At 59.9% G+C, this 21,947-nt stretch carries 16 protein-coding genes; 11 read left to right on the top strand and 5 right to left on the bottom strand.

All coding sequences use genetic code 11. From position 1 onward, the window contains the following. Positions 1–204: 204 nt before the first annotated feature. Entirely contained in the window at positions 205–1,446 is a 1,242-nt protein-coding gene (locus KI235_RS22950; RefSeq protein ID WP_212795881.1) for a glutamine synthetase family protein, read from the top strand. Positions 1,447–1,516: 70 nt separating this feature from the next. Further along, positions 1,517–2,884: an MFS transporter gene (locus tag KI235_RS22945; protein ID WP_013694074.1), complete on the top strand. Its 1,368-nt coding sequence runs from the start codon at positions 1,517–1,519 to the stop codon at positions 2,882–2,884. Between the two features lie 61 nt (positions 2,885–2,945). Here KI235_RS22945 and KI235_RS22940 read toward each other — a convergent pair whose 3' ends face one another. The 4 genes from KI235_RS22940 to flgA all read right to left on the bottom strand — a co-directional run bounded on the left by KI235_RS22940 (position 2,946) and on the right by flgA (position 5,554). Beyond that, entirely contained in the window at positions 2,946–3,692 is a 747-nt protein-coding gene (locus KI235_RS22940) for a flagellar brake protein (RefSeq protein ID WP_003204744.1), read from the bottom strand. A gap of 92 nt (positions 3,693–3,784) precedes the next feature. Beyond that, positions 3,785–4,252: a flagellar protein FlgN gene (locus KI235_RS22935; RefSeq protein ID WP_003204743.1), complete on the bottom strand. Its 468-nt coding sequence runs from the start codon at positions 4,250–4,252 to the stop codon at positions 3,785–3,787. A gap of 47 nt (positions 4,253–4,299) precedes the next feature. Further along, the gene (flgM, locus tag KI235_RS22930; protein ID WP_003204741.1) at positions 4,300–4,617 is read right to left on the bottom strand and encodes a flagellar biosynthesis anti-sigma factor FlgM; all 318 of its coding nucleotides are present in this window, start codon (positions 4,615–4,617) and stop codon (positions 4,300–4,302) included. Positions 4,618–4,789: 172 nt separating this feature from the next. Then, a complete protein-coding gene (flgA, locus tag KI235_RS22925) occupies positions 4,790–5,554 on the bottom strand; it encodes a flagellar basal body P-ring formation chaperone FlgA (RefSeq protein ID WP_003204739.1) in 765 nt (254 codons plus the stop codon). Between the two features lie 79 nt (positions 5,555–5,633). On the opposite strand from flgA, the gene KI235_RS22920 reads away from it, so the two are divergent. From KI235_RS22920 to KI235_RS22880, 9 genes are all read left to right on the top strand, one after another. After that, positions 5,634–6,560: a chemotaxis protein CheV gene (locus tag KI235_RS22920; RefSeq protein WP_003204737.1), complete on the top strand. Its 927-nt coding sequence runs from the start codon at positions 5,634–5,636 to the stop codon at positions 6,558–6,560. A 54-nt stretch (positions 6,561–6,614) separates the two neighbouring features. Then, a complete protein-coding gene (cheR, locus tag KI235_RS22915) occupies positions 6,615–7,442 on the top strand; it encodes a protein-glutamate O-methyltransferase CheR (RefSeq protein WP_003204735.1) in 828 nt (275 codons plus the stop codon). Between the two features lie 269 nt (positions 7,443–7,711). Then, complete coding sequence (gene flgB / locus KI235_RS22910) at positions 7,712–8,119, top strand: flagellar basal body rod protein FlgB (protein WP_003204732.1); 408 nt, start codon at positions 7,712–7,714, stop codon at positions 8,117–8,119. Positions 8,120–8,122: 3 nt separating this feature from the next. Then, positions 8,123–8,566, top strand: coding sequence for a flagellar basal body rod protein FlgC (gene flgC, locus KI235_RS22905; protein ID WP_003204730.1), 444 nt, complete (start codon positions 8,123–8,125; stop codon positions 8,564–8,566). Between the two features lie 15 nt (positions 8,567–8,581). Further along, positions 8,582–9,304 carry a flagellar hook assembly protein FlgD gene (flgD, locus tag KI235_RS22900; RefSeq protein WP_003204727.1) on the top strand — a complete coding sequence of 241 codons (723 nt, stop codon included), beginning with the start codon at positions 8,582–8,584 and terminating at the stop codon, positions 9,302–9,304. Positions 9,305–9,332: 28 nt separating this feature from the next. Continuing rightward, positions 9,333–10,631: a flagellar hook protein FlgE gene (flgE, locus tag KI235_RS22895; RefSeq protein WP_013694073.1), complete on the top strand. Its 1,299-nt coding sequence runs from the start codon at positions 9,333–9,335 to the stop codon at positions 10,629–10,631. A gap of 258 nt (positions 10,632–10,889) precedes the next feature. Further along, positions 10,890–12,584: a type I secretion system permease/ATPase gene (locus KI235_RS22890; protein ID WP_244864261.1), complete on the top strand. Its 1,695-nt coding sequence runs from the start codon at positions 10,890–10,892 to the stop codon at positions 12,582–12,584. Next, positions 12,584–13,894 carry an HlyD family type I secretion periplasmic adaptor subunit gene (locus KI235_RS22885; RefSeq protein WP_039013736.1) on the top strand — a complete coding sequence of 437 codons (1,311 nt, stop codon included), beginning with the start codon at positions 12,584–12,586 and terminating at the stop codon, positions 13,892–13,894. Before KI235_RS22890 ends, KI235_RS22885 begins: the two co-directional genes overlap by 1 nt. 56 nt (positions 13,895–13,950) lie before the next feature. Then, positions 13,951–18,813 carry a calcium-binding protein gene (locus KI235_RS22880; protein WP_212795311.1) on the top strand — a complete coding sequence of 1,621 codons (4,863 nt, stop codon included), beginning with the start codon at positions 13,951–13,953 and terminating at the stop codon, positions 18,811–18,813. 198 nt (positions 18,814–19,011) lie between these two features. Here KI235_RS22880 and KI235_RS22875 read toward each other — a convergent pair whose 3' ends face one another. Continuing rightward, positions 19,012–21,903 (bottom strand): ribonucleoside-diphosphate reductase subunit alpha, encoded by a 2,892-nt coding sequence (locus KI235_RS22875; protein ID WP_003204723.1) that lies wholly within the window; start codon positions 21,901–21,903, stop codon positions 19,012–19,014. Positions 21,904–21,947: the final 44 nt, after the last annotated feature.

The following is a 21,947-nucleotide window of genomic DNA, read 5'->3' as shown; positions in this document are numbered from 1 at the left end:
GCACAAGATTTTAATTGTCTGCGGGTGCTTGATATTCCGAACAGCCGAAGCCTATTTTGTACGGGTTGCCGTTCGCGGCTCGCACATAACAAGGATTGCGTCATGACGACCGATGGCCAGCGTTCACTCGCGCAGCGACTGACGGGCATTGATGAGATTGAATGTGTCACGCCGGATTTGAATGGCGTGCCGCGGGGCAAGGTAATGACCGCTGAGGGTTTCCTCGAAGGCCGGCGGCTGCAACTGGCGCGGGGCGTGCTGCTGCAATGCATCATGGGCGGTTATCCGCCGTCGCGTTTCTACGGCAGCGACGACGGCGACCTGGCGCTGGTGGCCGATCCGAAACAGATCCACCGCCTGCCCTGGAGCCAGCAGCCCCGCGCCCTGGCGATCTGCGATGCCGACGAGTTGACCGGTGAAAGCTCCCGGCTCTCGACGCGCGGTCAGCTCAAGGCCGTTGTCGCTCGCTATGCAGCCTTGGGCCTGGCGCCGGTGGTGGCGACCGAACTGGAATTCTTCGTGTTCGCCCCCAATCCGGACCCGACCCAGCCGTTCCAGCCGCCGATGGGCATGGATGGACGTCGCGAAGACGGCCATTCGGCGTTCAGCGTCAGCTCCAACAATGGCCTGCGCCCGTTCTTCAGTGAAGTCTATGCATGCATGGCGGCGCTGGGCCTGCCTCGCGACACCTTCATGCATGAAATGGGCGTGAGCCAGTTCGAGATCAATCTGCTGCACGGCGACCCGCTGTTGCTGGCCGACCAGACCTTCCTGTTCAAGCACCTGCTCAAGGAAGTGGCGCTCAAGCACGGTCTGACCGTGGTCTGCATGGCCAAGCCCCTGGCCCACACGCCGGGCAGTTCGATGCACATCCATCAGAGCGTCGTCGAGGCAGGCAGCGGTCGTAACGTTTTCAGCGATGAAGCGGGCGAAGCGACGGCGACTTTCCGGCATTTCATCGGTGGGCAACAGGCGTGCCTGGCGGACTTCACCGCGTTGTTCGCGCCGAACGTGAATTCCTACCAGCGCCTGTGCCACCCGTTCGCCTCGCCGAACAATGCCTGTTGGTCCCATGACAACCGTTCGGCCGGGTTGCGGATTCCTGCCAGTTCGTCGGTGGCCCGGCGGGTCGAGAACCGCTTGCCGGGGGCCGATGCCAACCCCTACCTGGCGATTGCCGCCAGCCTGGCCGCCGGGCTGTATGGGATTGAGCATCGGCTGGAGCCGAGCGCGGCGATCCAGGGCGAATTCGAAGTGCCGGATAATCTGTCGTTGCCATGTACCTTGCATGCCGCCTTGGAGCGTCTGAAGCGTAGTCATCTGGCGAAGGAACTGTTCGGTGCGGAGTTCATCGAAGGCTACATCGCCTCCAAGACCCTGGAGCTGACCAGCTTCTTCGATGAAATCACGCCCTGGGAGCGGCGTGTCCTAGCGGCCCAGGCCTAACGAACCGTCGCATTCGGGCTATCTTCAACAGGTAGCCCTTACTCACCTCAAGGAGCCGCTCGGAACGCCGATGCGCCAAATCTGGAAACCTTTTCGAGCGCTTTATTTCGCCTCGCTGATGATGTTGATCGGCTCGGGCCTCTTGAGTACTTACCTGGCCTTGCGCCTGGCCGCCGACCATGTGGACAGCCTCTGGGTCGGTGCGCTGATGGCCGCCAACTATTTCGGCCTGGTGCTGGGTGGCAAGATCGGCCACCGGCTGATCGCCCGCGTCGGCCACATCCGCGCCTATTCGGCCTGCGCCGGGATCGTCGGGGCGGCAGTGCTGGGCCATGGCCTGGTGAACTGGCTGCCGGCCTGGATCGTGCTGCGGATGATTGTCGGCCTCGGGATGATGTGCCAGTACATGGTCATCGAGAGCTGGCTCAACGAGCAAGCCGATGCCAAGCAGCGTGGCGTGGTGTTCAGCGGCTACATGATTGCCTCGTACCTGGGGTTGGTGCTGGGTCAGTTGATCCTGGTCATGCATCCGGCCCTGGGGCCTGAGCTGTTGATGCTGGTGGCGCTGTGCTTCGCCTTGTGCCTGGTGCCGGTGACGCTGACCCGGCGAATTCACCCGGCGGCGCTGCATCCGGCGCCCATGGAGCCGCGCTTCTTCATCAAGCGTGTGCCGCAGTCATTGAGTACGGTGCTGGGCTCCGGGTTGATCGTCGGCTCGTTCTATGGCCTGGCGCCCCTGTATGCCTCTCAGCAGGGCCTGTCGACCGAGCAGGTCGGTCTGTTCATGGGTAGCTGCATCTTCGCCGGACTGCTGGTGCAGTGGCCCCTGGGCTGGCTGTCCGATCGTTATGACCGGGCGCTGCTGATCCGCTGCTTCGCGCTGGTGCTGACGATCTGTGCGCTGCCGTTGGCGATTCTTCCGACGGTGCCGCTGGAGGTGCTGTTCGTCGCGGGGTTCTTCTGTTCGCTGGTGCAGTTCTGCCTGTATCCGCTGGCGGTAGCGTTTTCCAACGACCACGTCGAAGCTGATCGAAGGGTGTCCCTGACCGCGATGCTGCTGGTGACCTACGGCGTGGGGGCCAGTATCGGGCCGCTGGTGGCCGGCGTGCTGATGAAGATGTTTGGCAGCCAGATGCTCTACGGCTTTTTCGCTTTCTTCGCCTTGGTGCTGGTGTGGCGGATCCGGCCGAAAGCGGTGACCAACCTGCATCAGGTCGATGACGCACCGCTGCATCACGTGGCGATGCCGGACAGCATGTCGAGTTCGCCTTTGGTGGCGTGTCTTGATCCGCGGGTGGATGAGCAGGTGGTGCAGGAGCAGATGCAGGCTCCGGCCAATCCGGACGTGGAGCCTGAGCTGGCCACTGAGACCGCGACCGAGGCCGAGACTGGGCCTGAGGAGCCTGAGACACCGAGTTTTACCCAGGCCAGGCCTTGAAGCAGGCATGAAAAAACGGGCAGTCGCCGCAAGGGACTGCCCGTTTTTTTTGCCTCGAAAATCAGAGGTCGTCTTTATCGAAGCGCCGGGCTTCTCGTTGGAGCTGGTAGACGAACCGCTCGACCTGCCGTTGCACCAGGCCACTGATGTTGTGGAAGCGTACGCCGGCGAACGTGGTGTTGATCCTTTCTTCGAAATGCAGGTAACGCAGCTCGACTGGCGCGGTCATGTTGCCAAAAGGCAGGGCCGCGATGAAGCGCTCGTACACCTGGCCCAATTGCAGTCGCTCCGTGATGTCGCCGTCAAACCGCAACTTGCAACCGGTGGCAGAGATGTCCAGCAGCTTGCCGTCCACCGGGGACTTGAGCTTGTCACCGCCCAGTTCAACGCTCACCAGTTGTGCCAGTTTCAGGGCGGCGCGGAAGGCGTTGCGACGTTGGTGGTAGACCACTTCGTCGGGCAGGGCGCCGCGATAGCAGCGACCGTCGCTGGATTCATCGATGGTCAGTGGGCCCTTGCCATCCCATGCGATACGCACGCCGTCATGGAAACCCTCGACACGAAAAGGCTCGCCCGCCAGCAGGAAACGCTCGCCGTCCCGGGGAATCATTTCATCCAGGGCGATGGAGTTGGTCTCGCGATCGACGTTGACCAGGTAGCTCTGGAAGCGCTGGCTACGTTCGTGGAAGGTGATGATCAGTGGGTCGTGGCTCTCTTGCAGCATCCGCAGGTTGCCGGAGATTTCCAGGGGCGTGGTGAGGACCTTGGGTGGCTGCGGAGCATCATCCGCGTTTGAGGCATTGAACACGGTGAGTCAATCTCCAGGCAAAATACGACTACGAATGGCCGGCATTTTGCCAGCATGTATCGCGCGTTGATAGAGCGAAGGCATTGTTCGTTTCATGCCTGGCTGAGCGGGCGATGCTTGACCATTCTGGCCGTTGAACCGCTAGCGTCATACAGCGTCGGGATCTCGCCACCGTTGAGGATGCGCAACTGGTTGGCGGTGGCGGCCTGCTGCATCAGGATCGACTGGCCGTTGCGAGCGTTGGTTGCCTGGCATTGGGCGAGCAGGTCGTTGAGTACTTTGCTCTGGGACAGTAGCTGATCGCCAATCGTCGACTGGCTGGCCAGTTGCTCGAGGCCTTCATGGCTGGCGGGCAGGTTGAGGCTGACGAGGATCTCGCTGCGTTTGCGGCCATGCTGGTCAAGCAGGATGATCAAGGCCTGTTTCTGCGCCAGGATATTCTCCAGCAGAGGCATGTCACGACCGTGCAATGCCACGGATTCGGCCTGCAACAATTCCAGTAGCTGTTGCGCTGGAACAAAGTCGTCGATGATCAATTGCAACAAATGAGTGTCGTGCATGGCTGGCCTTGGGTCTTAGCGTCCAAAAGCCTGGCGCAGGCGGCGGCCTAGCGCTGGGCTTCGAAGTTGAGCAGTTTGCTGGCTACGCGGTTGCTGTCGACTTTGTAGCTGCCATCAGCGATTGCTGCTTTCAACTCGGCCACGCGGGCGTTGTCGACGACAGGTTGATCGCGCAGCTTGTCAGTGACCTTCTGCAACTGCTGAGCCTCATTGCTGAGGTGTACCGACTCCCCGTTGCTGACCTGTTCGGCTGGTGTAGGCAGCGGCGCGGATTTGCCGGCTTCGGCGGTTTCCTTGGTGGCGCTGGTACGCGTGGTGCCTGGCAGCGGTGAAGAGCTGTTTAAACGATTGAAATCGATGACCATGGTAAAAAACCTCTGGGTATTTGGACGCTTGCCATGTTTTCGGCCATCCCCAAAATAACTTTAGGCTCATTTATGAAATGAACTTGCGCACGTCTGCGCTTGCCTTTGCGTAAGGCACAGTCTAGGGAACACCGGGATCAAGCGCCAGCTTTCTACCTCCTCTACCAGATCACTACATCGCCACTTCCACTTGGCCCGGGGCCATCACCTGCGCCTTGATCACGCGCTGGGAATTGAGGTTTTTTACCCGTATCTGTTCACGCATACCGCCGTTGGACAGGGCCTCGCCGGGCATCCGCACGGCCAGGGAACCGGTGCGGGCGGTGATCACAACCTGGTCGCCCTTGCGGACTACCTCGGCCTGCTCCAGATGCACCAGCGTCACGACCTGATCGGCGACCATTGGTCGGACAAGTTTCTGCCCGATGGCCTGGTCGACGGAGGTCAGGAAGCCCTGGGTGATCTGGCTGATGTCCCGTTCACGCAACATCACGTCCTGGGGCTCGACGATTCCGGCCCGCTTGAGCGGACGAGTGGTGGTGACAATTTCCCGAAACAGGCGCACTTGAGCGGGCACGAACACCGTCCAGGGCGCGGCGCTGTCGCAACGAACCTTCACCGTGACGCGTCCCAGGGGCCGGGCAGGGCTCTCCAGCGAAGCAGTCAATTCCTTGTCGCACATCGGCATGCGCAGGCGCGGGTCGAGTTGGTTGACTTCGATTTCATAGCGACCTTCCGTTTGACTGGTAGCCAGATAGTCTTCTACGGTGAATTCAAGAAAGCCCTGAGTGACGCCGATAAGGAGATCAGGCAAGGTAACCGGAACAGCAGCAAGGGCAGGACCGCCCGAAGTGAACAGGCAGACAGCCAGCAGTGCACCGAGCCAGTGGCGGCAGTGAGTGGTCAGGCGTCGAGAAAATGTCGTTTGTGCGTTCATGCCGGTTCAATAGCAAGCCCCGTGCCGTTTAGTGAATGAATGCGCGTCGGACACATTAGCGTTAGGTAGGAGTCAGGGCATGGCGGGAGTAATGGATTCGGTAAACCAGCGCACTCAGCTGGTCGGTCAGAATCGCCTGGAGCTGTTGTTGTTCCGTCTCGACGGCCAACAAATGTATGGGATCAACGTATTCAAGGTCCGCGAGGTGCTGCAATGCCCCAAGCTGACCCTGATGCCCAAATCCAGCCCCGTCGTGTGCGGTGTGGCCAATATCCGGGGTGCGACCATCCCGATTCTCGACCTGGCGATGGCGACCGGTTCCGGCCGGCTGCTGGACCAGAGCAATCCGTTTGTGATCATCACCGAGTACAACACCAAGACCCAGGGATTCCTGGTTCGCTCGGTGGAGCGCATCGTCAACATGAACTGGGAAGAGATCCATCCACCGCCCAAGGGCACCGGCCGCGATCACTACCTCACGGCAGTGACCCGGGTCGATAACCAGTTGGTGGAAATCATCGACGTGGAGAAGATCCTCGCCGAAGTAGCGCCCACGCCGGAAGCGATCTCCGTGGGAGTGGTGGATGCCGAAACCCAGCACAAGGCGATTTCGCTGCGGGTGTTGACCGTCGACGACTCTTCAGTGGCCCGCAAGCAGGTGACCCGTTGCCTGCAAACGGTCGGTGTCGAGGTGGTGGCGTTGAACGACGGGCGACAGGCGCTCGATTACCTGCGCAAGCTGGTCGACGAGGGCAAGAAGCCTGAGGAAGAGTTCCTGATGATGATCTCCGACATTGAAATGCCGGAGATGGATGGGTACACCCTGACGTCGGAAATCCGCAGCGATCCGCGCATGCAAAAGCTGCACATCATCTTGCATACTTCGTTGTCCGGGGTTTTCAACCAGGCGATGGTCAAGAAGGTCGGCGCCGACGATTTCCTGGCGAAATTCCGTCCAGATGACCTGGCTTCCCGGGTCGTCGAGCGGATCAAGGCAGCAGAATAAAAGGTCGGGCGCGTTGTGCGCCCGGCAAGTCAACACGATGAAAGAGGCGGTATCTTGTCTACGGGTAATTTGGATTTCGAACAGTTCCGGGTCTTCCTGGAAAAAGCCTGTGGCATCTTGCTTGGTGAAAACAAGCAATACCTGGTGTCGAGCCGTCTCAATAAATTGATGGAACAGCAGGGCCTCAAGTCATTGGGCGAACTGGTGCAGCGTATCCAGACCCAACCGCGCAGTGGCTTGCGCGAAATGGTGGTGGACGCGATGACCACCAACGAAACCTTGTGGTTTCGTGACACCTATCCGTTTGAGGTGTTGAAGAACAAAGTGCTGCCGGCGGCCATCAAGGCCAGCCCGGGCCAGCGTCTGCGGATCTGGTCGGCGGCCTGTTCGTCGGGGCAGGAACCCTATTCGCTGTCGATGTCCATCGATGAGTTCGAGCGGTCCAACCTCGGCCAGTTGAAAGGCGGCGTGCAGATTGTCGCCACCGACCTGTCCGGGACCATGCTCAATAACTGCAAGACCGGCGAGTACGACAGCCTGGCTATCGGCCGGGGCCTGTCGCCGGATCGCCTGCAACGTTACTTCGATCCGAAAGGGCCGGGTAAATGGGTGGTCAAGGCGCCGATCAAGAGCCGGGTGGAGTTCCGCTCGTTCAACCTGCTGGATAGCTATGCCAGCCTGGGCAAGTTCGACATCGTGTTCTGCCGCAACGTACTGATCTACTTCTCCGCCGAAGTGAAGAAAGACATCCTGCTGCGCATCCACAGCACGCTCAAGCCGGGCGGCTACCTGTTCCTCGGTGCCTCCGAGGCGTTGAACGGTTTGCCGGATCATTACCAGATGGTCCAGTGCAGTCCGGGGATCATCTACCAGGCAAAGTGATTGGCTTGAACTGTCAAAAAGCGGGAGTCCCCACGGGCTCCCGTTTTTTTATGCCTGCCGGTCACCACTAATCCCGCTCCCACAGTTCGAATGTCATTTGCCCTTGAGAAGCGGCAGAAAAGCGGCAGCCAGCGGAAGCCAGTTGCCGCTTTTCTGGCATTGCCGCTTTGCCGATGCCCGCAAAGCCCCGGTTTATGGGGTTTTCCAAAGTGGCACGCTGCTTGCTAAGTTCATCGCACGTACATTCTGGTCACCCAAAGGTTTCCGACATGAGCATCAGCTTCGATAAAGCGCTCGGTATCCACGAACAGGCCCTGAGCTTCCGCGCCCAGCGTGCCGAAGTCCTGGCCAACAACATCGCCAACGCCGACACCCCGAACTACAAGGCGCGTGACCTGGACTTTTCCAAAGTGCTCGCCGAGCAGAACGAGAAGACCAAGAACGGCCACTTCGCCTTGAACATGACCAACAGCCGTCATATCGAAGCCGAAGGCCTGGGCAATGGCGACGAATCGCTGATGTATCGCACGCCGATGCAGCCTTCGATCGACCAGAACACCGTAGACGCTCAACTGGAACAGTCCAACTACGCGGAAAACTCCGTGAACTTCCAGGCCAGCTTCACCCTGCTCAACAGCAAGTTCAAAGGGCTGGTATCGGCCCTGCGCGGAGAGTAAGCCATGTCGATTGCTAGCGTATTCAACATTGCCGGCAGTGCCATGAGTGCCCAGACCACTCGCCTGAACACCGTCGCCAGTAACATCGCCAACGCCGAGACCGTTTCGTCGAGCATCGACCAGACCTACCGCGCCCGCCACCCGGTATTCGCCACCATGTTCCAGGGTGGCCAGTCCGGCGGTAGCGACTCGCTGTTCCAGGAGCAGGACGCGGCCGGGCAGGGCGTGCAGGTGCTTGGCGTGGTCGAAGACCAGAGCAACCTCGAAGCCCGTTATGAGCCAAACCATCCGGCCGCTGATGCCAAGGGGTATGTCTACTACCCGAACGTCAACGTCGTCGAAGAAATGGCCGACATGATTTCCGCCAGTCGTTCGTTCCAGACCAACGCCGAAATGATGAACACCGCCAAAACCATGATGCAGAAGGTCCTGACCCTCGGTCAGTGATAAGGGGCGAGTCACATGAGCGTTACCAGTACAACAAGTGGTTTGAGCCTCAACGAGATTCTGGCCAACTCCTCGGTCAAGACCAGCACCACCACCGATGCCCTGGGCGCGGCGACCGGTGCGGCCACCGGCAAGAAGGAATTGGGCAAGGATGCGTTCCTGCAGTTGCTGGTCACCCAGCTGAAAAACCAGAACCCGCTGGAGCCACAGGATAACGGCGAGTTCGTTGCCCAACTGGCGCAGTTCAGCAGCCTGGAAGGCATCACCACCCTCAACGAGACCGTGAGCGGCATCGCCGGCAACTACAACTCGTCCCAGGCCCTGCAAGCCTCGTCGCTGGTCGGTCGCTCGGTCATTGCCCCGGGCGACAAGGCTGTGGTCGATACCTCCAAGAGCCTCAACGGCACGGTGGTGGTACCAACATCGGTGTCCTCCGTCGCGGTCAAGATCGTGGACAAGGACGGCAAGACCGTTCGCACCATCGACTTGGGCAGCCAGAACGCCGGCAACTCCGCGTTCATCTGGGACGGCAAGAACGATGCGGGCGCGGTCGTGGAATCGGGCACTTACACCTTCGCGGCCTCGACCACCATCGACGGCAAGGCCACGTCGCTGATCACCAACCTGCCGGCCACGGTCAGCAGCGTGACGATCAGCCAGACGGGCGGTGAGCTGATGCTCAACCTGGCCGGGCTGGGCAGCATTGCCCTGTCCAAAGTACAAACTATTGGTATGTAGAGCCGACTAACCGGCAAAAGGAGTCAATATGTCTTTCAACATCGGCCTTAGCGGTCTCTATGCAGCCAACAAACAGCTGGACGTGACCGGCAACAACATCGCCAACGTGGCGACCACCGGTTTCAAATCGTCCCGCGCGGAATTCGAAGACGTCTACTCGGCCACCAAGCTGGGTTCGGGCAGCAAGACCGTCGGTAACGGCGTGCGCCTGGCCAACGTTTCCCAGCAGTTCGGCCAGGGTGATGTGAACAACACCGGCAACGTACTGGACATGGGCATCCAGGGCCAGGGCTTCTTTGTCCTGAGCAATGACGGCTCCCTGAGCTACACCCGTGCCGGTACCTTCAAGACCGACAAGGAAGGCTATATCACCAACAGCGACGGCACTTCGCGCCTGCAGGGCTATGGCGTGGATGCCAACGGCAAGATCCAGAACGGCATCTTGACCGACCTACGCATCGACACCTCGAACCTGCCGCCGAGCGCCACCAGCCTGGTTTCCTCGACGATCAACCTGAATTCGACGGCAACGGCGATCACCGCGGCGTTCAATCCAAGCGACACCGCCACGTTCACCAAACAATTCACCACCCCGGTCTACGATACTCAGGGTAACCAGCACTCCATGGACCAATACATGGTCAAGACTGCCGGCAACACCTGGAACGTCTATACCTTGATCGATGGTCGTAACCTGAACGGCACCTTGCCGACCACGACGGGCGCTACTGCGCCGGTCCCTTCGACCATGAACTTCGATTCGAACGGCAAGTTGACCACGGTCACCACTCCGCCAGCGACGGTCAATAGCGATCTGGTACTGACCGGTTGGGTTCCCGGCACTGTGACCAACGGCGTATGGGCCGCCAACGGCGCCGCGAGTGCGCCAACCATCACGATTTCCATGGGCAACACCACCCAATTCAACGCCGACACCGCCCGCTCGATCCCAACCCAGAACGGCTACGCCACTGGCCAGATCACCAACCTGACCATCGACGGCAGTGGTGTGTTGCTGGCCAACTTCAGCAACAACCAGACCAAGCCGATCGGCCAGCTCGCGCTCGCCAGCTTCACCAACGAGCAAGGCTTGCAGCCGGTAGGCGGCACCAGCTGGAAAGAAACCTTCGCGTCGGGCATCCCGGGCTACGATGCCCCGCAAACCGGTACCCTGGGTTCGATCGTTTCCAACTCCCTGGAAGAATCCAACGTCAACCTGACCAACGAACTGGTCGAGCTGATCAAGGCGCAAAGCAACTACCAGGCGAACGCCAAGACCATCTCCACCCAAAGCACTATCATGCAGACCATCATTCAGATGGCTTGATAGCTGGCTGTTTTCAAAAAAACCGACGTCCAGAGGCGTCGGTTTTTTTATGCACGAAATTCTTCACGGATAACGACCGTTTGTCGGCTGGCTGGTGCGGAACTTGCACTTCAGTCCTAATCGCTCTACGAGCGTCAAGTTTCCATACGACTGTCTTCGAGTCGGTATTGACTGACGACAGGGATGTCACGAAAACCAAGGGACGGATACCAGTTGAAACCCCATAACGCTATCAGTGCGCCTATTGTTGCGCCTTCATTGAAATCGGTACTGCGTCGGGGGCTGCTGGGCGCTGCGCTGTTCTCCGGTGTGATCAATATTCTGGCGCTGATTGGCCCGGTGTTCATGCTGGAAGTCTACGACCGGGTTATCCCCAGCCAGAGTGTCCCGACCCTGGTCGCCCTGGGGCTGTTGGCGCTGGGGGTTTATGCGCTTTCAGGCCTGCTGGATATCATTCGCTCCCGAGTCATGGTGCGAATTGCTTCTTCGCTGGATCTGGCGTTGTCCGCCAAGGTCTTCAATGTCATTGCCGGTGCATCGCTGAAAACGCCCATTACCGGCGATGCCTTGAAGCCGGCCCAGGAGCTGGATCAGATTCGCGGTTTTATTGGCGGACCGGGCCTGGTGGCTTTTTTCGATTTGCCTTGGATGCCGGTTTACCTCGCGGTCTGCTTTTACATTCATCCGTTGTTCGGCCTTTTGGCCGCCGGCCTGATGATTATCCTCATTGGTCTGACCCTGATCACTGACCGGCAAACCCGCAAACTGATGCAGGCGTCAGCCGAGGCGTTGAACAAGCGCAATCACCTGGGTCAGCAAGCTCACCAGAACGCCGAAGCGCTGATGGCCATGGGCATGTTGGCCAACATGTCGAATATCTGGCAGAACAATCACAGCACCTTTATCACTCTGCAGCGACGCTCGATCGACATCGGTGGCTTTTACGGTGGAATTTCCAAAACCCTGCGCCAGGTCGTTCAATCGACGGCCCTGGCCCTGGGGGCGTGGCTGGTGATCAAAGGCGACTTGAGCGGCGGTACGATGATCGCGGCCTCGATCATCGTGGCGCGGACCCTGGCGCCGGCGGAGCAGGTCATTGCCACATGGCGCAGCCTGTTGAGTGCCCAAATCGCCTGGAAGAAGCTGCTGGAAGTGTTCTCGCTGTTCCCGGATGCCCAGAACAAGACCGAACTACCCGCTGCCCATCGCAGTTTGCAGGTCGAAAGTGTTTTTGCCGCGCCGCCCGGCGCGCAGCGCCTGACCTTGCAAAATATCAACTTCATGGTCGCCGCGGGCACTGCTGTGGGTGTGGTGGGACCGAGCGCATCGGGCAAGTCGTCATTGGCGCGGGTGCTGGTCAACGCCTGGGCACCGGCTCGCGGGCATGTCCGGCTCGATGGCGCGCCGCTGGATCTGCTGACCGAGCAGGCCCGAGGCAAGTTGATCGGTTATCTGCCGCAAAGCGTTGGTTTGTTCACTGGAACCGTCGCCCAGAACATTGCCCGGCTAGACCCTTCGGCACCGGACAGCGCGATTGTCAGCGCTGCGCAGTTAGCCGGGGTTCATGAGCTGATCCTGCAGTTGCCCCAAGGCTATGAAACCCAGGTAGGCGAGGGCGGGGTCAACCTCTCGGCCGGCCAACGGCAGCGGGTGGCCCTGGCCCGGGCATTGTTTGGTGATCCATTCCTGGTGGTGTTGGATGAGCCGAATTCAAACCTCGATGCCGAGGGCGAACAGGCGCTGGCCAAGGCTATCCTGGCGCTCAAGGCCCGTGGCGCAATCGTGGTGGTGATTGCCCATCGCACCAATATCTTGTCGGTGATCGATCAGGTACTGATCCTCGAGAACGGCGTGCAAGCGGCTTACGGCCCCAGGGATGTCGTCCTTAAACGACCTTCTGTAGCGCCCCCACGGTCCTCCAATAATGTCGTGGAACTGGGAGCATCCAACTGATGCATAGCGATCAAGAAGTCACTCTGACCGATTCCTTGTCCCGCCATTTGCGCTGGGGGGCGATCTCATTGGTGGTACTGCTCGGCGGAGGACTGACCTGGGCGGTGTGCACCAACCTGTCCGGCGCCGTCATCGCCACCGGCGTGGTCGCTGTGGAAGGCAGCGTCAAGACCGTCCAGCATCCTACCGGCGGCGTAGTAGCCGAACTTTTGGTCAAGGAAGGGCAGACAGTCGCCGCGGGTGACGTGTTGTTGCGCCTCGACGCCACATTGCCCGCCGCCAGCCAAGCCATCGTCAGTAAATCCTTGAACCAGGCTTGGGCGCGTCTGGCTCGCCTGGAGGCCGAACGGGACAATGCCAGCGAAGTAGCGGTCCCCAAAGAGTTGCTGACCCGCATGAGCCTGGATGAGGCCAAGTCGGTCATGGCCAGCGAACAGCAGTTGTTTATTGATCGACGCGCTTCCCGCGAAGGCCAGAAGAAACAGCTGCGCGAGCGCGTTCAGCAACTCAACGAAACCATTGCCGGTCACGACATCCAGCAGAAAACCAAACAGGAAGAAATCGAACTGATCGATAGCGAATACCAGGCCGTCAAGAAACTGTTCGACAAAGGCATGATGACCCTCGACAGGGTCAATGCCCTGGCTCGGGGTATCGCCCGGCTGCGCGGAGAGCGTGGACAACTGATGGCCTCCATTGCCGAGGCCCGGGGCAAGATCGCCGAAACCGAGTTGCAACGACTCCAGGTTGACCAGACTTTCCGCAGTGAAGTGTCCCAGGAGCTGAGAGATTTGCTAGCCCGCCAGGGCGAATTGATCGAGCGGGAAATCACTGCCAGCGATCAGCTCAAACGCATCGACATCACCTCGCCTATTGCCGGACGCGTGCAGCAATTGGCCGTGCACACAATCGGTGGCGTCATCTCACCGGCCGAGGGGCTCATGCAGATCGTACCCGCCGACGATGAACTGCTGGTGGAGGCGAAAATCAGTGCCCAGGACATTGACCAGCTAACGGTCGGGCAATCCGCGACCTTGCGCTTGAGCGCGTTCAACCGCAACACCACGCCCGAATTGACCGGCACCGTGGTGCGGTTGTCAGCGGATCTGATCCAGGACGAGCGCACCGGAGTGGGGTTCTATCGGGCAGGTATCAAGATTCCTCAAAGCGAATTGGCAAAGCTGCAAGGGCTTGCCCTGGTGCCGGGGATGCCCGTGGAGTCGATGATCCAGACCGGCTCCAGGAACGTCATGTCTTATTTGCTTAAACCGATCAGTGACCACGCCCAGCGGGCCTTCCGGGAAGGATGAGGCTCTGCTGATTCATCGACGCGCAACCAAATCATCAATAGGGCAAGGAAGAAAAAATGGCAGTGATTAATGGGACATCGGGTACGGACACTCTGGTTGGTACCGCGAGTGCGGATCAGTTGTATGGGTTGGAAGGGAATGACTCGCTGAGCGGTGGGGACGGCAATGATTGGTTGGAGGGTGGGGCCGGTGCGGACACCCTCAATGGTGGGACAGGTATTGATACGGCGTCCTACGCGAATTCGACCGCTGGGGTGACAATCAGTCTGATCACGGGAACTGGCCTGGGAGGGGATGCTCAGGGCGATACATTAACGGCCATCGAAACGGTGGTGGGCTCGTCCTTCAACGACACGCTGACCGCGCAGACCAGTGGGCATTCCCTTCAAGGCGGGGCCGGTGATGATGTGTACATCGTCGGTGGGGCGGGGGTCACGGTCTACGAGGCTGCTGGCGGGGGAAACGATGAAATACGTACCAATCAGGCCAGCGTGACCCTGGCCACAGAGGTCGAGCGCCTGACCTTCACCGGCACGGGTAGTTTCCGCGGCGTTGGCAATGCCTCGGACAACATCATTACCGGCGGTGCGGGTAACGATACGTTGATCGGTGGTGCTGGTGCGGACCAATTGATTGGCGGTGCGGGCGTTGACACCGTCAGTTACGAGGACGCGAGCAGCGTGACGCTGAACCTGAAAACCGGTGTTCACACCGGCTTCGCCGCAGGCGATACATTCGACGGCATCGAAACCTTCCGTGGATCGACCGCTGGCGACACGTTTTACGCGAGTGCCGCAGCAGACAATCTGGATGGCTACACCGGCACCGACATGCTCTCTTACTCGCAGTCGGAACAAAGCGTCAACATCACCATGACGTCGGCCACGGCGGGCACCGGGTCGGGCGGCGACGCCCAAGGCGACACCTTCGCGGCCTTCGAGAGAATTACCGGTTCGAACTATGACGATGTCTTCACCGCTGCCTTGGGCACCACCGAATTCTATGGCGGTGCGGGTAACGACGTGTACGTCATCAACGGCACTGCCAGTCAGTTCGTGCGCGAGTTTGCCGATGGCGGTGACGATGAGGTGCGTACCAATCAGGCCAGCGTGACCCTGGCCACAGAGGTCGAGCGCCTGACCTTCACCGGCACGGGTAGTTTCCGCGGCGTTGGCAATGCCTCGGACAACATCATTACCGGCGGTGCGGGTAACGATACGTTGATCGGTGGTGCGGGTGCGGACCAGTTGATTGGCGGTGCCGGTGTGGACATTGCCAGTTACGAGGACGCCAGCAGCGTCACCCTGAACCTGAAGACCGGTGTACACACCGGCTTCGCCGCAGGCGATACATTCGACGGCATCGAAACCTTCCGTGGATCGACCGCTGGCGACACGTTTTACGCGAGTGCCGCAGCAGACAATCTGGATGGCTACACCGGCACCGACATGCTCTCTTACTCGCAGTCGGAACAGAGCGTCAACATCACCATGACGTCGGCCACGGCGGGCACCGGGTCGGGCGGCGACGCCCAAGGCGACACCTTCGCGGCCTTCGAGAGAATTACCGGTTCGAACTATGACGATGTCTTCACTGCTGCCTTGGGCACCACCGAATTCTATGGCGGTGCGGGTAACGACGTGTACGTCATCAACGGCACTGCCAGTCAGTTCGTGCGCGAGTTTGCCGGTGGCGGTGACGATGAGGTGCGTACCAATCAGGCCAGCGTGACCCTGGCGACAGAGGTCGAGCGCCTGACCTTCACCGGCACGGGTAATTTCCGCGGTAATGGCAACGCCTCGGACAACATCATTACCGGCGGCGCGGGTAACGATGTCCTGATCGGTGGCAATGGTGCGGACCAATTGATTGGTGGAGATGGCGTTGATATCGCCAGTTACGAGGACTCGGGTGGTGTCACCCTGAACCTGAAAACCGGTGTGCACACCGGGTTTGCGGCGGGCGATACATTCGACGGCATCGAAACCTACCGGGGTTCGACAATCAACGACACGTTTTACGCCAGTGCCGATGCTGACAACCTGGATGGGTATACGGGCACCGACACGCTCTCTTACTCGCAGTCGGAACAAAGCGTCAACATCACCATGACGTCCGCCACGGCGGGGACTGGGCTGGGCGGCGATGCCCAAGGCGATACGTTCACTAGCTTCGAGACCATCAGGGGCTCGGACTTCGACGATGTCTTCACCACTGCAGTGGGTACTACCGAGTTCTATGGCGGTGCGGGTAACGACGTCTACATCATCAACGGCACTGCCAGCCAGTTCGTGCGCGAGTTTGCCGGTGGTGGTGACGATGAGGTGCGTACCAATCAGGCCAGCGTGACCCTGGCGACAGAGGTGGAACGCCTGACCTTCACCGGCACGGGTAATTTCCGCGGTAATGGCAACGCCTCGGACAACATCATTACCAGTGGTGCGGGTAACGATGTCCTGATCGGTGGCAATGGCGCCGACCAATTGATTGGTGGTGCCGGCGTTGATATCGCCAGTTACGAGGACTCGGGTGGTGTCACCCTGAACCTGAAAACCGGTGTGCACACAGGGTTTGCGGCGGGCGATACATTCGACGGCATCGAAACCTACCGGGGTTCGACAATCAACGACACGTTCTACGCGAGTGCCGCAGCCGACAGCCTGGATGGCTACACCGGTACCGACATGCTCTCTTACTCGCAGTCGGAACAGGGCATCAATATCACCATGACGTCCGCCACGGCGGGGACTGGGCTGGGCGGCGACGCTCAAGGCGACACCTTCACTGGCTTCGAGAGAATTACCGGTTCGAACTACGACGACGTATTCACCACGGCCGTGGGCACCAACGAGTTTTATGGTGGTGCGGGTAACGACGTCTACATCATCAACGGCACTGCCAGCCAGTTCGTGCGCGAGTTTGCCGGTGGCGGTGACGATGAGGTGCGCAGCAATCAGGCCAACGTCACCTTGGCCACAGAGGTTGAACGCCTGACCTTCACCGGCACGGGTAATTTCCGCGGTAATGGCAACGCCTCGGACAACATCATTACCGGCGGCGCGGGTAACGATGTCCTGATCGGTGGCAATGGTGCCGACCAATTGATTGGCGGTGCCGGCGTTGACACTGTCAGTTACGAGGACGCGAGCGCCGTAACGCTGAACCTCAAAACCGGTGTACACACCGGGTTTGCAAAGGGCGATACATTCGACGGCATCGAAGCCTACCGGGGCTCGACAATCGACGACACGTTTTACGCGAGTGCCGCAGCCGACAGCCTGGATGGCTACACCGGTACCGACATGCTCTCTTACTCGCAGTCGGAACAGGGCATCAATATCACCATGACGTCCGCCACGGCGGGGACTGGGCTGGGCGGCGACGCTCAAGGCGACACCTTCACTGGCTTCGAGAGAATTACCGGCTCGAACTACGACGACGTATTCACCGCGGCCGTGGGCACCAACGAGTTTTATGGTGGTGCGGGTAACGACGTCTACATCATCAACGGCACTGCCAGCCAGTTCGTGCGCGAGTTTGCCGGTGGCGGTGACGATGAGGTGCGCACCAATCAGGTCAATGTGACACTGGCTTCGGAGGTCGAGCGCCTGACCTTCACTGGCACGGGTAATTTCGTCGGTCGCGGCAACGCCTCGGACAACGTCATCATCGGCGGCGCGGGTAACGATACCCTGTTCGGTGGCGCTGGTGCGGACCAACTCATCGGCGGCGCGGGAACCGATACGGTCAGTTACGCTGACAGCGGTGCGAGTGTGACCATCAACACCCAAACGGGCATTCACACAGGCATCGCCGCAGGTGATACCTATAGCAGCATTGAAGCCATTACCGGTTCCAACTTCAGTGACGTATTTGTCGGTGATGCAGGCGCCAACATCTTCAACGGCGGCACAGGCCTGGACTTGTTGAGCTTCGCCAGTGAGAGCTCAGGCATCACGCTGGATCTGAGTGCGCCGCTGGTGACGGGTGTCGCGGCAGGTGATAGCTATACCTCCATTGAGATTTTCCAGGGAACTGCCCAGGCCGATACCTTCACTGGTAGTACGGGGGCTGCGGAAAACTTCATCGGTGGTGCTGGCGCCGACACGCTCAATGGTTTGGGCCGTGGTGATGGTGCCTGGTACCTGACCAGCAGCGATGGGGTGCAGATCGACCTGCTCGCGGGAACTGCGTCGGGTGGTGATGCGCAAGGCGACGTGCTGGCCAATATCGATAATCTGATCGGCTCGCAATTCAACGACACGCTGACTGGCAACGCCTACTCGAACAAGCTGGAAGGTGGGGCGGGTAACGACTTGCTCTATGGCGGCGATGGCGATGACTTTATCTATGGCGGCACCGTCACGGATATCAGCACCCTTGCATTGACGCCTTCCACGGGCACCCAGGCCGATACGCTGTATGGCGGCAATGGCAATGACACCATGTCCAGCAGCGGCAACGACGCTGGCAGTGTGCTTTACGGCGAGGCTGGCAGTGATACGTTGACTGTCTCCTCCGGTATTGCCTATGGCGGCGATGGCAACGACATCCTGACGGGAACCGGCTACGCCTATGAACTTCATGGCGGCGCAGGTTTTGATACTTTCAATATGAATGCGTCTGGAGATGCCTACGGCGGGGAAGGTGGGGATGCCTACATCGTCAACTCCAAAAGCATGGTCGCCATTGAAGACACCGGGACGACAGGTGTCGACACTGTCAGGCTGAAGAATATCCAGAGCGTCAATGAGGTGCAGGTTATCAAGACTGATGCAGGTGCCTACATCTTCAACGTTGCCGATTACCAGAGCGGCAACCTGGACTCCGGTGTTTTCCTGAAGGACTGGTATGCAGGAAGCAACACTATCGAGACGTTCTTCACCAACAACGGTGACTCTTTCACCCTTCCGGTCTAAGCGCCATCTGGCCACCGCAGCATCCGTTGCTTTCCAGCGGATGTTGCGTTGAGATAAACGCAAACGGCAAAGCCACAACCCAGGCTTTGCCGTTTTTTTTTAGCGAGCTTTTCCCTACACAAAAGAAAACCCCCGATAAACCAGCGGTCTATCGGGGGTTTCTTTCAGTAGGCGCCTTTACGCGCCCACTCGCTCAGCTTATTGGCAAGCTTCGCAATCCGGCTCGTCGATCGCGCAGGCTTTTGGCACTGGCGCAGGACCGGCTGGAGCAGCCAGGACCGAATCGTCACCGTGGTTGCCGCCGCTGGAAACCGCGTTCAGCTTGCCGGTGTTGATGGTCGACTTCTCGGTGCTGGTCGCGGCCAGGGCACGGAGGTAGTAAGTGGTTTTCAGGCCACGGTACCAAGCCATGCGGTAGGTCACGTCCAGCTTCTTGCCCGAAGCGCCGGCGATGTACAGGTTCAGCGATTGAGCCTGGTCGATCCACTTCTGGCGACGGCTGGCGGCGTCGACGATCCACTTGGTGTCCACTTCGAAGGCCGTTGCGTAGAGCTCTTTGAGTTCTTGCGGGATGCGTTCGATCTGCTGTACCGAACCGTCGTAGTACTTCAGGTCGTTGATCATGACCGAGTCCCACAGGCCACGGGCCTTGAGGTCGCGAACCAGGTACGGGTTGATCACGGTGAACTCGCCCGACAGGTTCGATTTCACATACAGGTTCTGGTAGGTCGGTTCGATCGACTGCGACACGCCGGTGATGTTGGCGATGGTGGCGGTCGGTGCGATGGCCATGATGTTGGAGTTACGGATGCCTTTCTGCACACGGGCGCGAACCGGTGCCCAATCCAGGGATTCGTTCAGGTCAACGTCGATGTACTTCTGGCCACGCTGGGCGATCAGGATCTGTTGCGAGTCCAGCGGCAGGATGCCCTGGGACCACAGCGAACCCTGGAACGTCTCGTAGGCGCCACGCTCGTCGGCCAGGTCGCAGGAAGCCTGGATCGCGTAGTAGCTGACCGCTTCCATGGACTTGTCGGCGAACTCGACCGCGGCATCGGAACCGTACGGGATGTGCTGCAGGTACAAGGCGTCCTGGAAGCCCATGATGCCCAGGCCGACCGGACGGTGCTTGAAGTTGGAGTTCTTCGCCTGTGGCACCGAGTAGTAGTTGATGTCGATCACGTTGTCGAGCATGCGCACGGCGGTGTTCACGGTGCGCTGCAGCTTGGCGGTGTCCAGCTTGCCGTCGACGATGTGGTTCGGCAGGTTGATCGAGCCCAGGTTGCAGACCGCGATCTCATCCTTGTTGGTGTTCAGGGTGATCTCGGTGCACAGGTTCGAGCTGTGGACCACGCCCACGTGCTGCTGCGGGCTGCGCAGGTTGCACGGGTCCTTGAAGGTCAGCCATGGGTGACCGGTTTCGAACAGCATCGAGAGCATCTTGCGCCACAGGTCTTTGGCCTGGACGACTTTGAACAGCTTGATCTTGTTGTACTCGGTCAGGGCTTCGTAGTACTCGTAGCGCTCTTCGAAAGCCTTGCCGGTCAGGTCGTGCAGGTCCGGTACTTCGGATGGCGAGAACAGGGTCCACTTGCCGTCATCGAAGACGCGTTTCATGAACAGGTCAGGGATCCAGTTGGCGGTGTTCATGTCGTGGGTACGACGACGGTCATCACCGGTGTTCTTGCGCAGCTCGATGAACTCTTCGATGTCCATGTGCCAGGTTTCCAGGTAGGCACAGACCGCGCCCTTGCGCTTGCCGCCCTGGTTGACCGCGACCGCGGTGTCGTTGACCACTTTGAGGAACGGCACGACGCCCTGGGATTTGCCGTTGGTGCCCTTGATGTACGAGCCCAATGCGCGAACCGGGGTCCAGTCGTTGCCCAGGCCGCCGGCGAATTTCGACAGCATGGCGTTGTCGTGGATGGCGCCGTAGATGCCCGACAGGTCGTCCGGCACGGTGGTCAGGTAGCAGCTCGACAGCTGTGGACGCAGGGTACCGGCGTTGAACAGGGTCGGGGTCGAGGCCATGTAGTCGAAGGACGACAACAGGTTGTAGAACTCGATCGCACGGTCTTCACGCTGCTTCTCTTCGATCGCCAGGCCCATGGCCACGCGCATGAAGAAGATCTGCGGCAGTTCGAAACGCACGCCATCCTTGTGGATGAAGTAACGGTCGTACAGGGTTTGCAGGCCCAGGTAGGTGAACTGCTGGTCGCGCTCGTGGTTGATCGCCTTGCCGAGTTTTTCCAGGTCGAATTCAGCCAGGACCGGGTTCAGCAATTCGAACTCGATACCCTTGGCAACATAAGCTGGCAATGCCTTGGCGTACAGGTCGACCATTTCGTGGTGGGTCGCGCTCTCGGCGACTTCCAGGAAGCTCAGGCCTTCGGCACGCAGGGTGTCCATCAGCAGGCGGGCGGTCACGAAGGAGTAGTTCGGCTCGCGTTCCACCAGGGTCCGTGCGGTCATCACCAGCGCGGTGTTGACGTCCTTGAGAGCAACGCCGTCATAGAGGTTCTTCAGGGTTTCGCGCTGGATCAGGTCGCCATCGACTTCTTCCAGGCCTTCGCAGGCCTCGGTGACGATGGTGTTCAGGCGACCCATGTCCAGCGGCGCCAGGCTGCCGTCGGCGCGGGCGATGCGGATCGAAGGGTGGGCCTGGACCGGTGCGTCGGCCGGGGAACGGGTAGCACGCTCCTTGGCGCGGGAGTCACGGTAGATCACGTAGTCGCGGGCCACTTTCTGCTCGCCAGCACGCATCAGGGCCAGTTCGACCTGGTCCTGGATTTCTTCGATGTGGATGGTGCCGCCCGAGGGCATGCGACGCTTGAAGGTCGCGGTGACCTGTTCGGTCAGGCGGGCCACGGTGTCATGGATTCGCGACGAAGCGGCAGCGGTGCCACCTTCAACTGCGAGAAACGCTTTGGTGATGGCGACGGTAATCTTGTCATCGGTGTAAGGAACGACAGTGCCGTTACGCTTGATCACGCGCAGTTGGCCCGGCGCGGTGGCGGACAGATCCGGGTTCGAATCGGCGGCCAGCGGCGCGGTGCCCTGCGGGTTCTCGCGAGTTGTGTCGGTGTGCATGGGTGTCTCCACGTTCTCTATGTTTGTTTGGGCACCATCACGGT

The organism is Pseudomonas sp. St386 (assembly GCF_018325865.1).
GTDB lineage: Bacteria > Pseudomonadota > Gammaproteobacteria > Pseudomonadales > Pseudomonadaceae > Aquipseudomonas > Aquipseudomonas brassicacearum.
Note: the sequence above shows the minus strand (reverse complement) of the source record. Positions and strands in the feature narration are given on the sequence as shown.

What these genes read in the sequence shown, in the direction of transcription:
- KI235_RS22880 (WP_212795311.1), top strand. Translation starts at nt 13,951, where the DNA reads ATGGCAGTGATTAATGGGACATCGGGTACGGACACTCTGGTTGGTACC.
- KI235_RS22920 (WP_003204737.1), top strand. Translation starts at nt 5,634, where the DNA reads ATGGCGGGAGTAATGGATTCGGTAAACCAGCGCACTCAGCTGGTCGGT.
- KI235_RS22945 (WP_013694074.1), top strand. Translation starts at nt 1,517, where the DNA reads ATGCGCCAAATCTGGAAACCTTTTCGAGCGCTTTATTTCGCCTCGCTG.
- flgC (WP_003204730.1), top strand. Translation starts at nt 8,123, where the DNA reads ATGTCGATTGCTAGCGTATTCAACATTGCCGGCAGTGCCATGAGTGCC.
- KI235_RS22950 (WP_212795881.1), top strand. Translation starts at nt 205, where the DNA reads ATGACCGCTGAGGGTTTCCTCGAAGGCCGGCGGCTGCAACTGGCGCGG.
- flgM (WP_003204741.1), bottom strand. Translation starts at nt 4,617, where the DNA reads ATGGTCATCGATTTCAATCGTTTAAACAGCTCTTCACCGCTGCCAGGC.
- KI235_RS22875 (WP_003204723.1), bottom strand. Translation starts at nt 21,903, where the DNA reads ATGCACACCGACACAACTCGCGAGAACCCGCAGGGCACCGCGCCGCTG.
- flgE (WP_013694073.1), top strand. Translation starts at nt 9,333, where the DNA reads ATGTCTTTCAACATCGGCCTTAGCGGTCTCTATGCAGCCAACAAACAG.
- flgA (WP_003204739.1), bottom strand. Translation starts at nt 5,554, where the DNA reads ATGAACGCACAAACGACATTTTCTCGACGCCTGACCACTCACTGCCGC.
- KI235_RS22935 (WP_003204743.1), bottom strand. Translation starts at nt 4,252, where the DNA reads ATGCACGACACTCATTTGTTGCAATTGATCATCGACGACTTTGTTCCA.
- flgB (WP_003204732.1), top strand. Translation starts at nt 7,712, where the DNA reads ATGAGCATCAGCTTCGATAAAGCGCTCGGTATCCACGAACAGGCCCTG.
- KI235_RS22885 (WP_039013736.1), top strand. Translation starts at nt 12,584, where the DNA reads ATGCATAGCGATCAAGAAGTCACTCTGACCGATTCCTTGTCCCGCCAT.
- flgD (WP_003204727.1), top strand. Translation starts at nt 8,582, where the DNA reads ATGAGCGTTACCAGTACAACAAGTGGTTTGAGCCTCAACGAGATTCTG.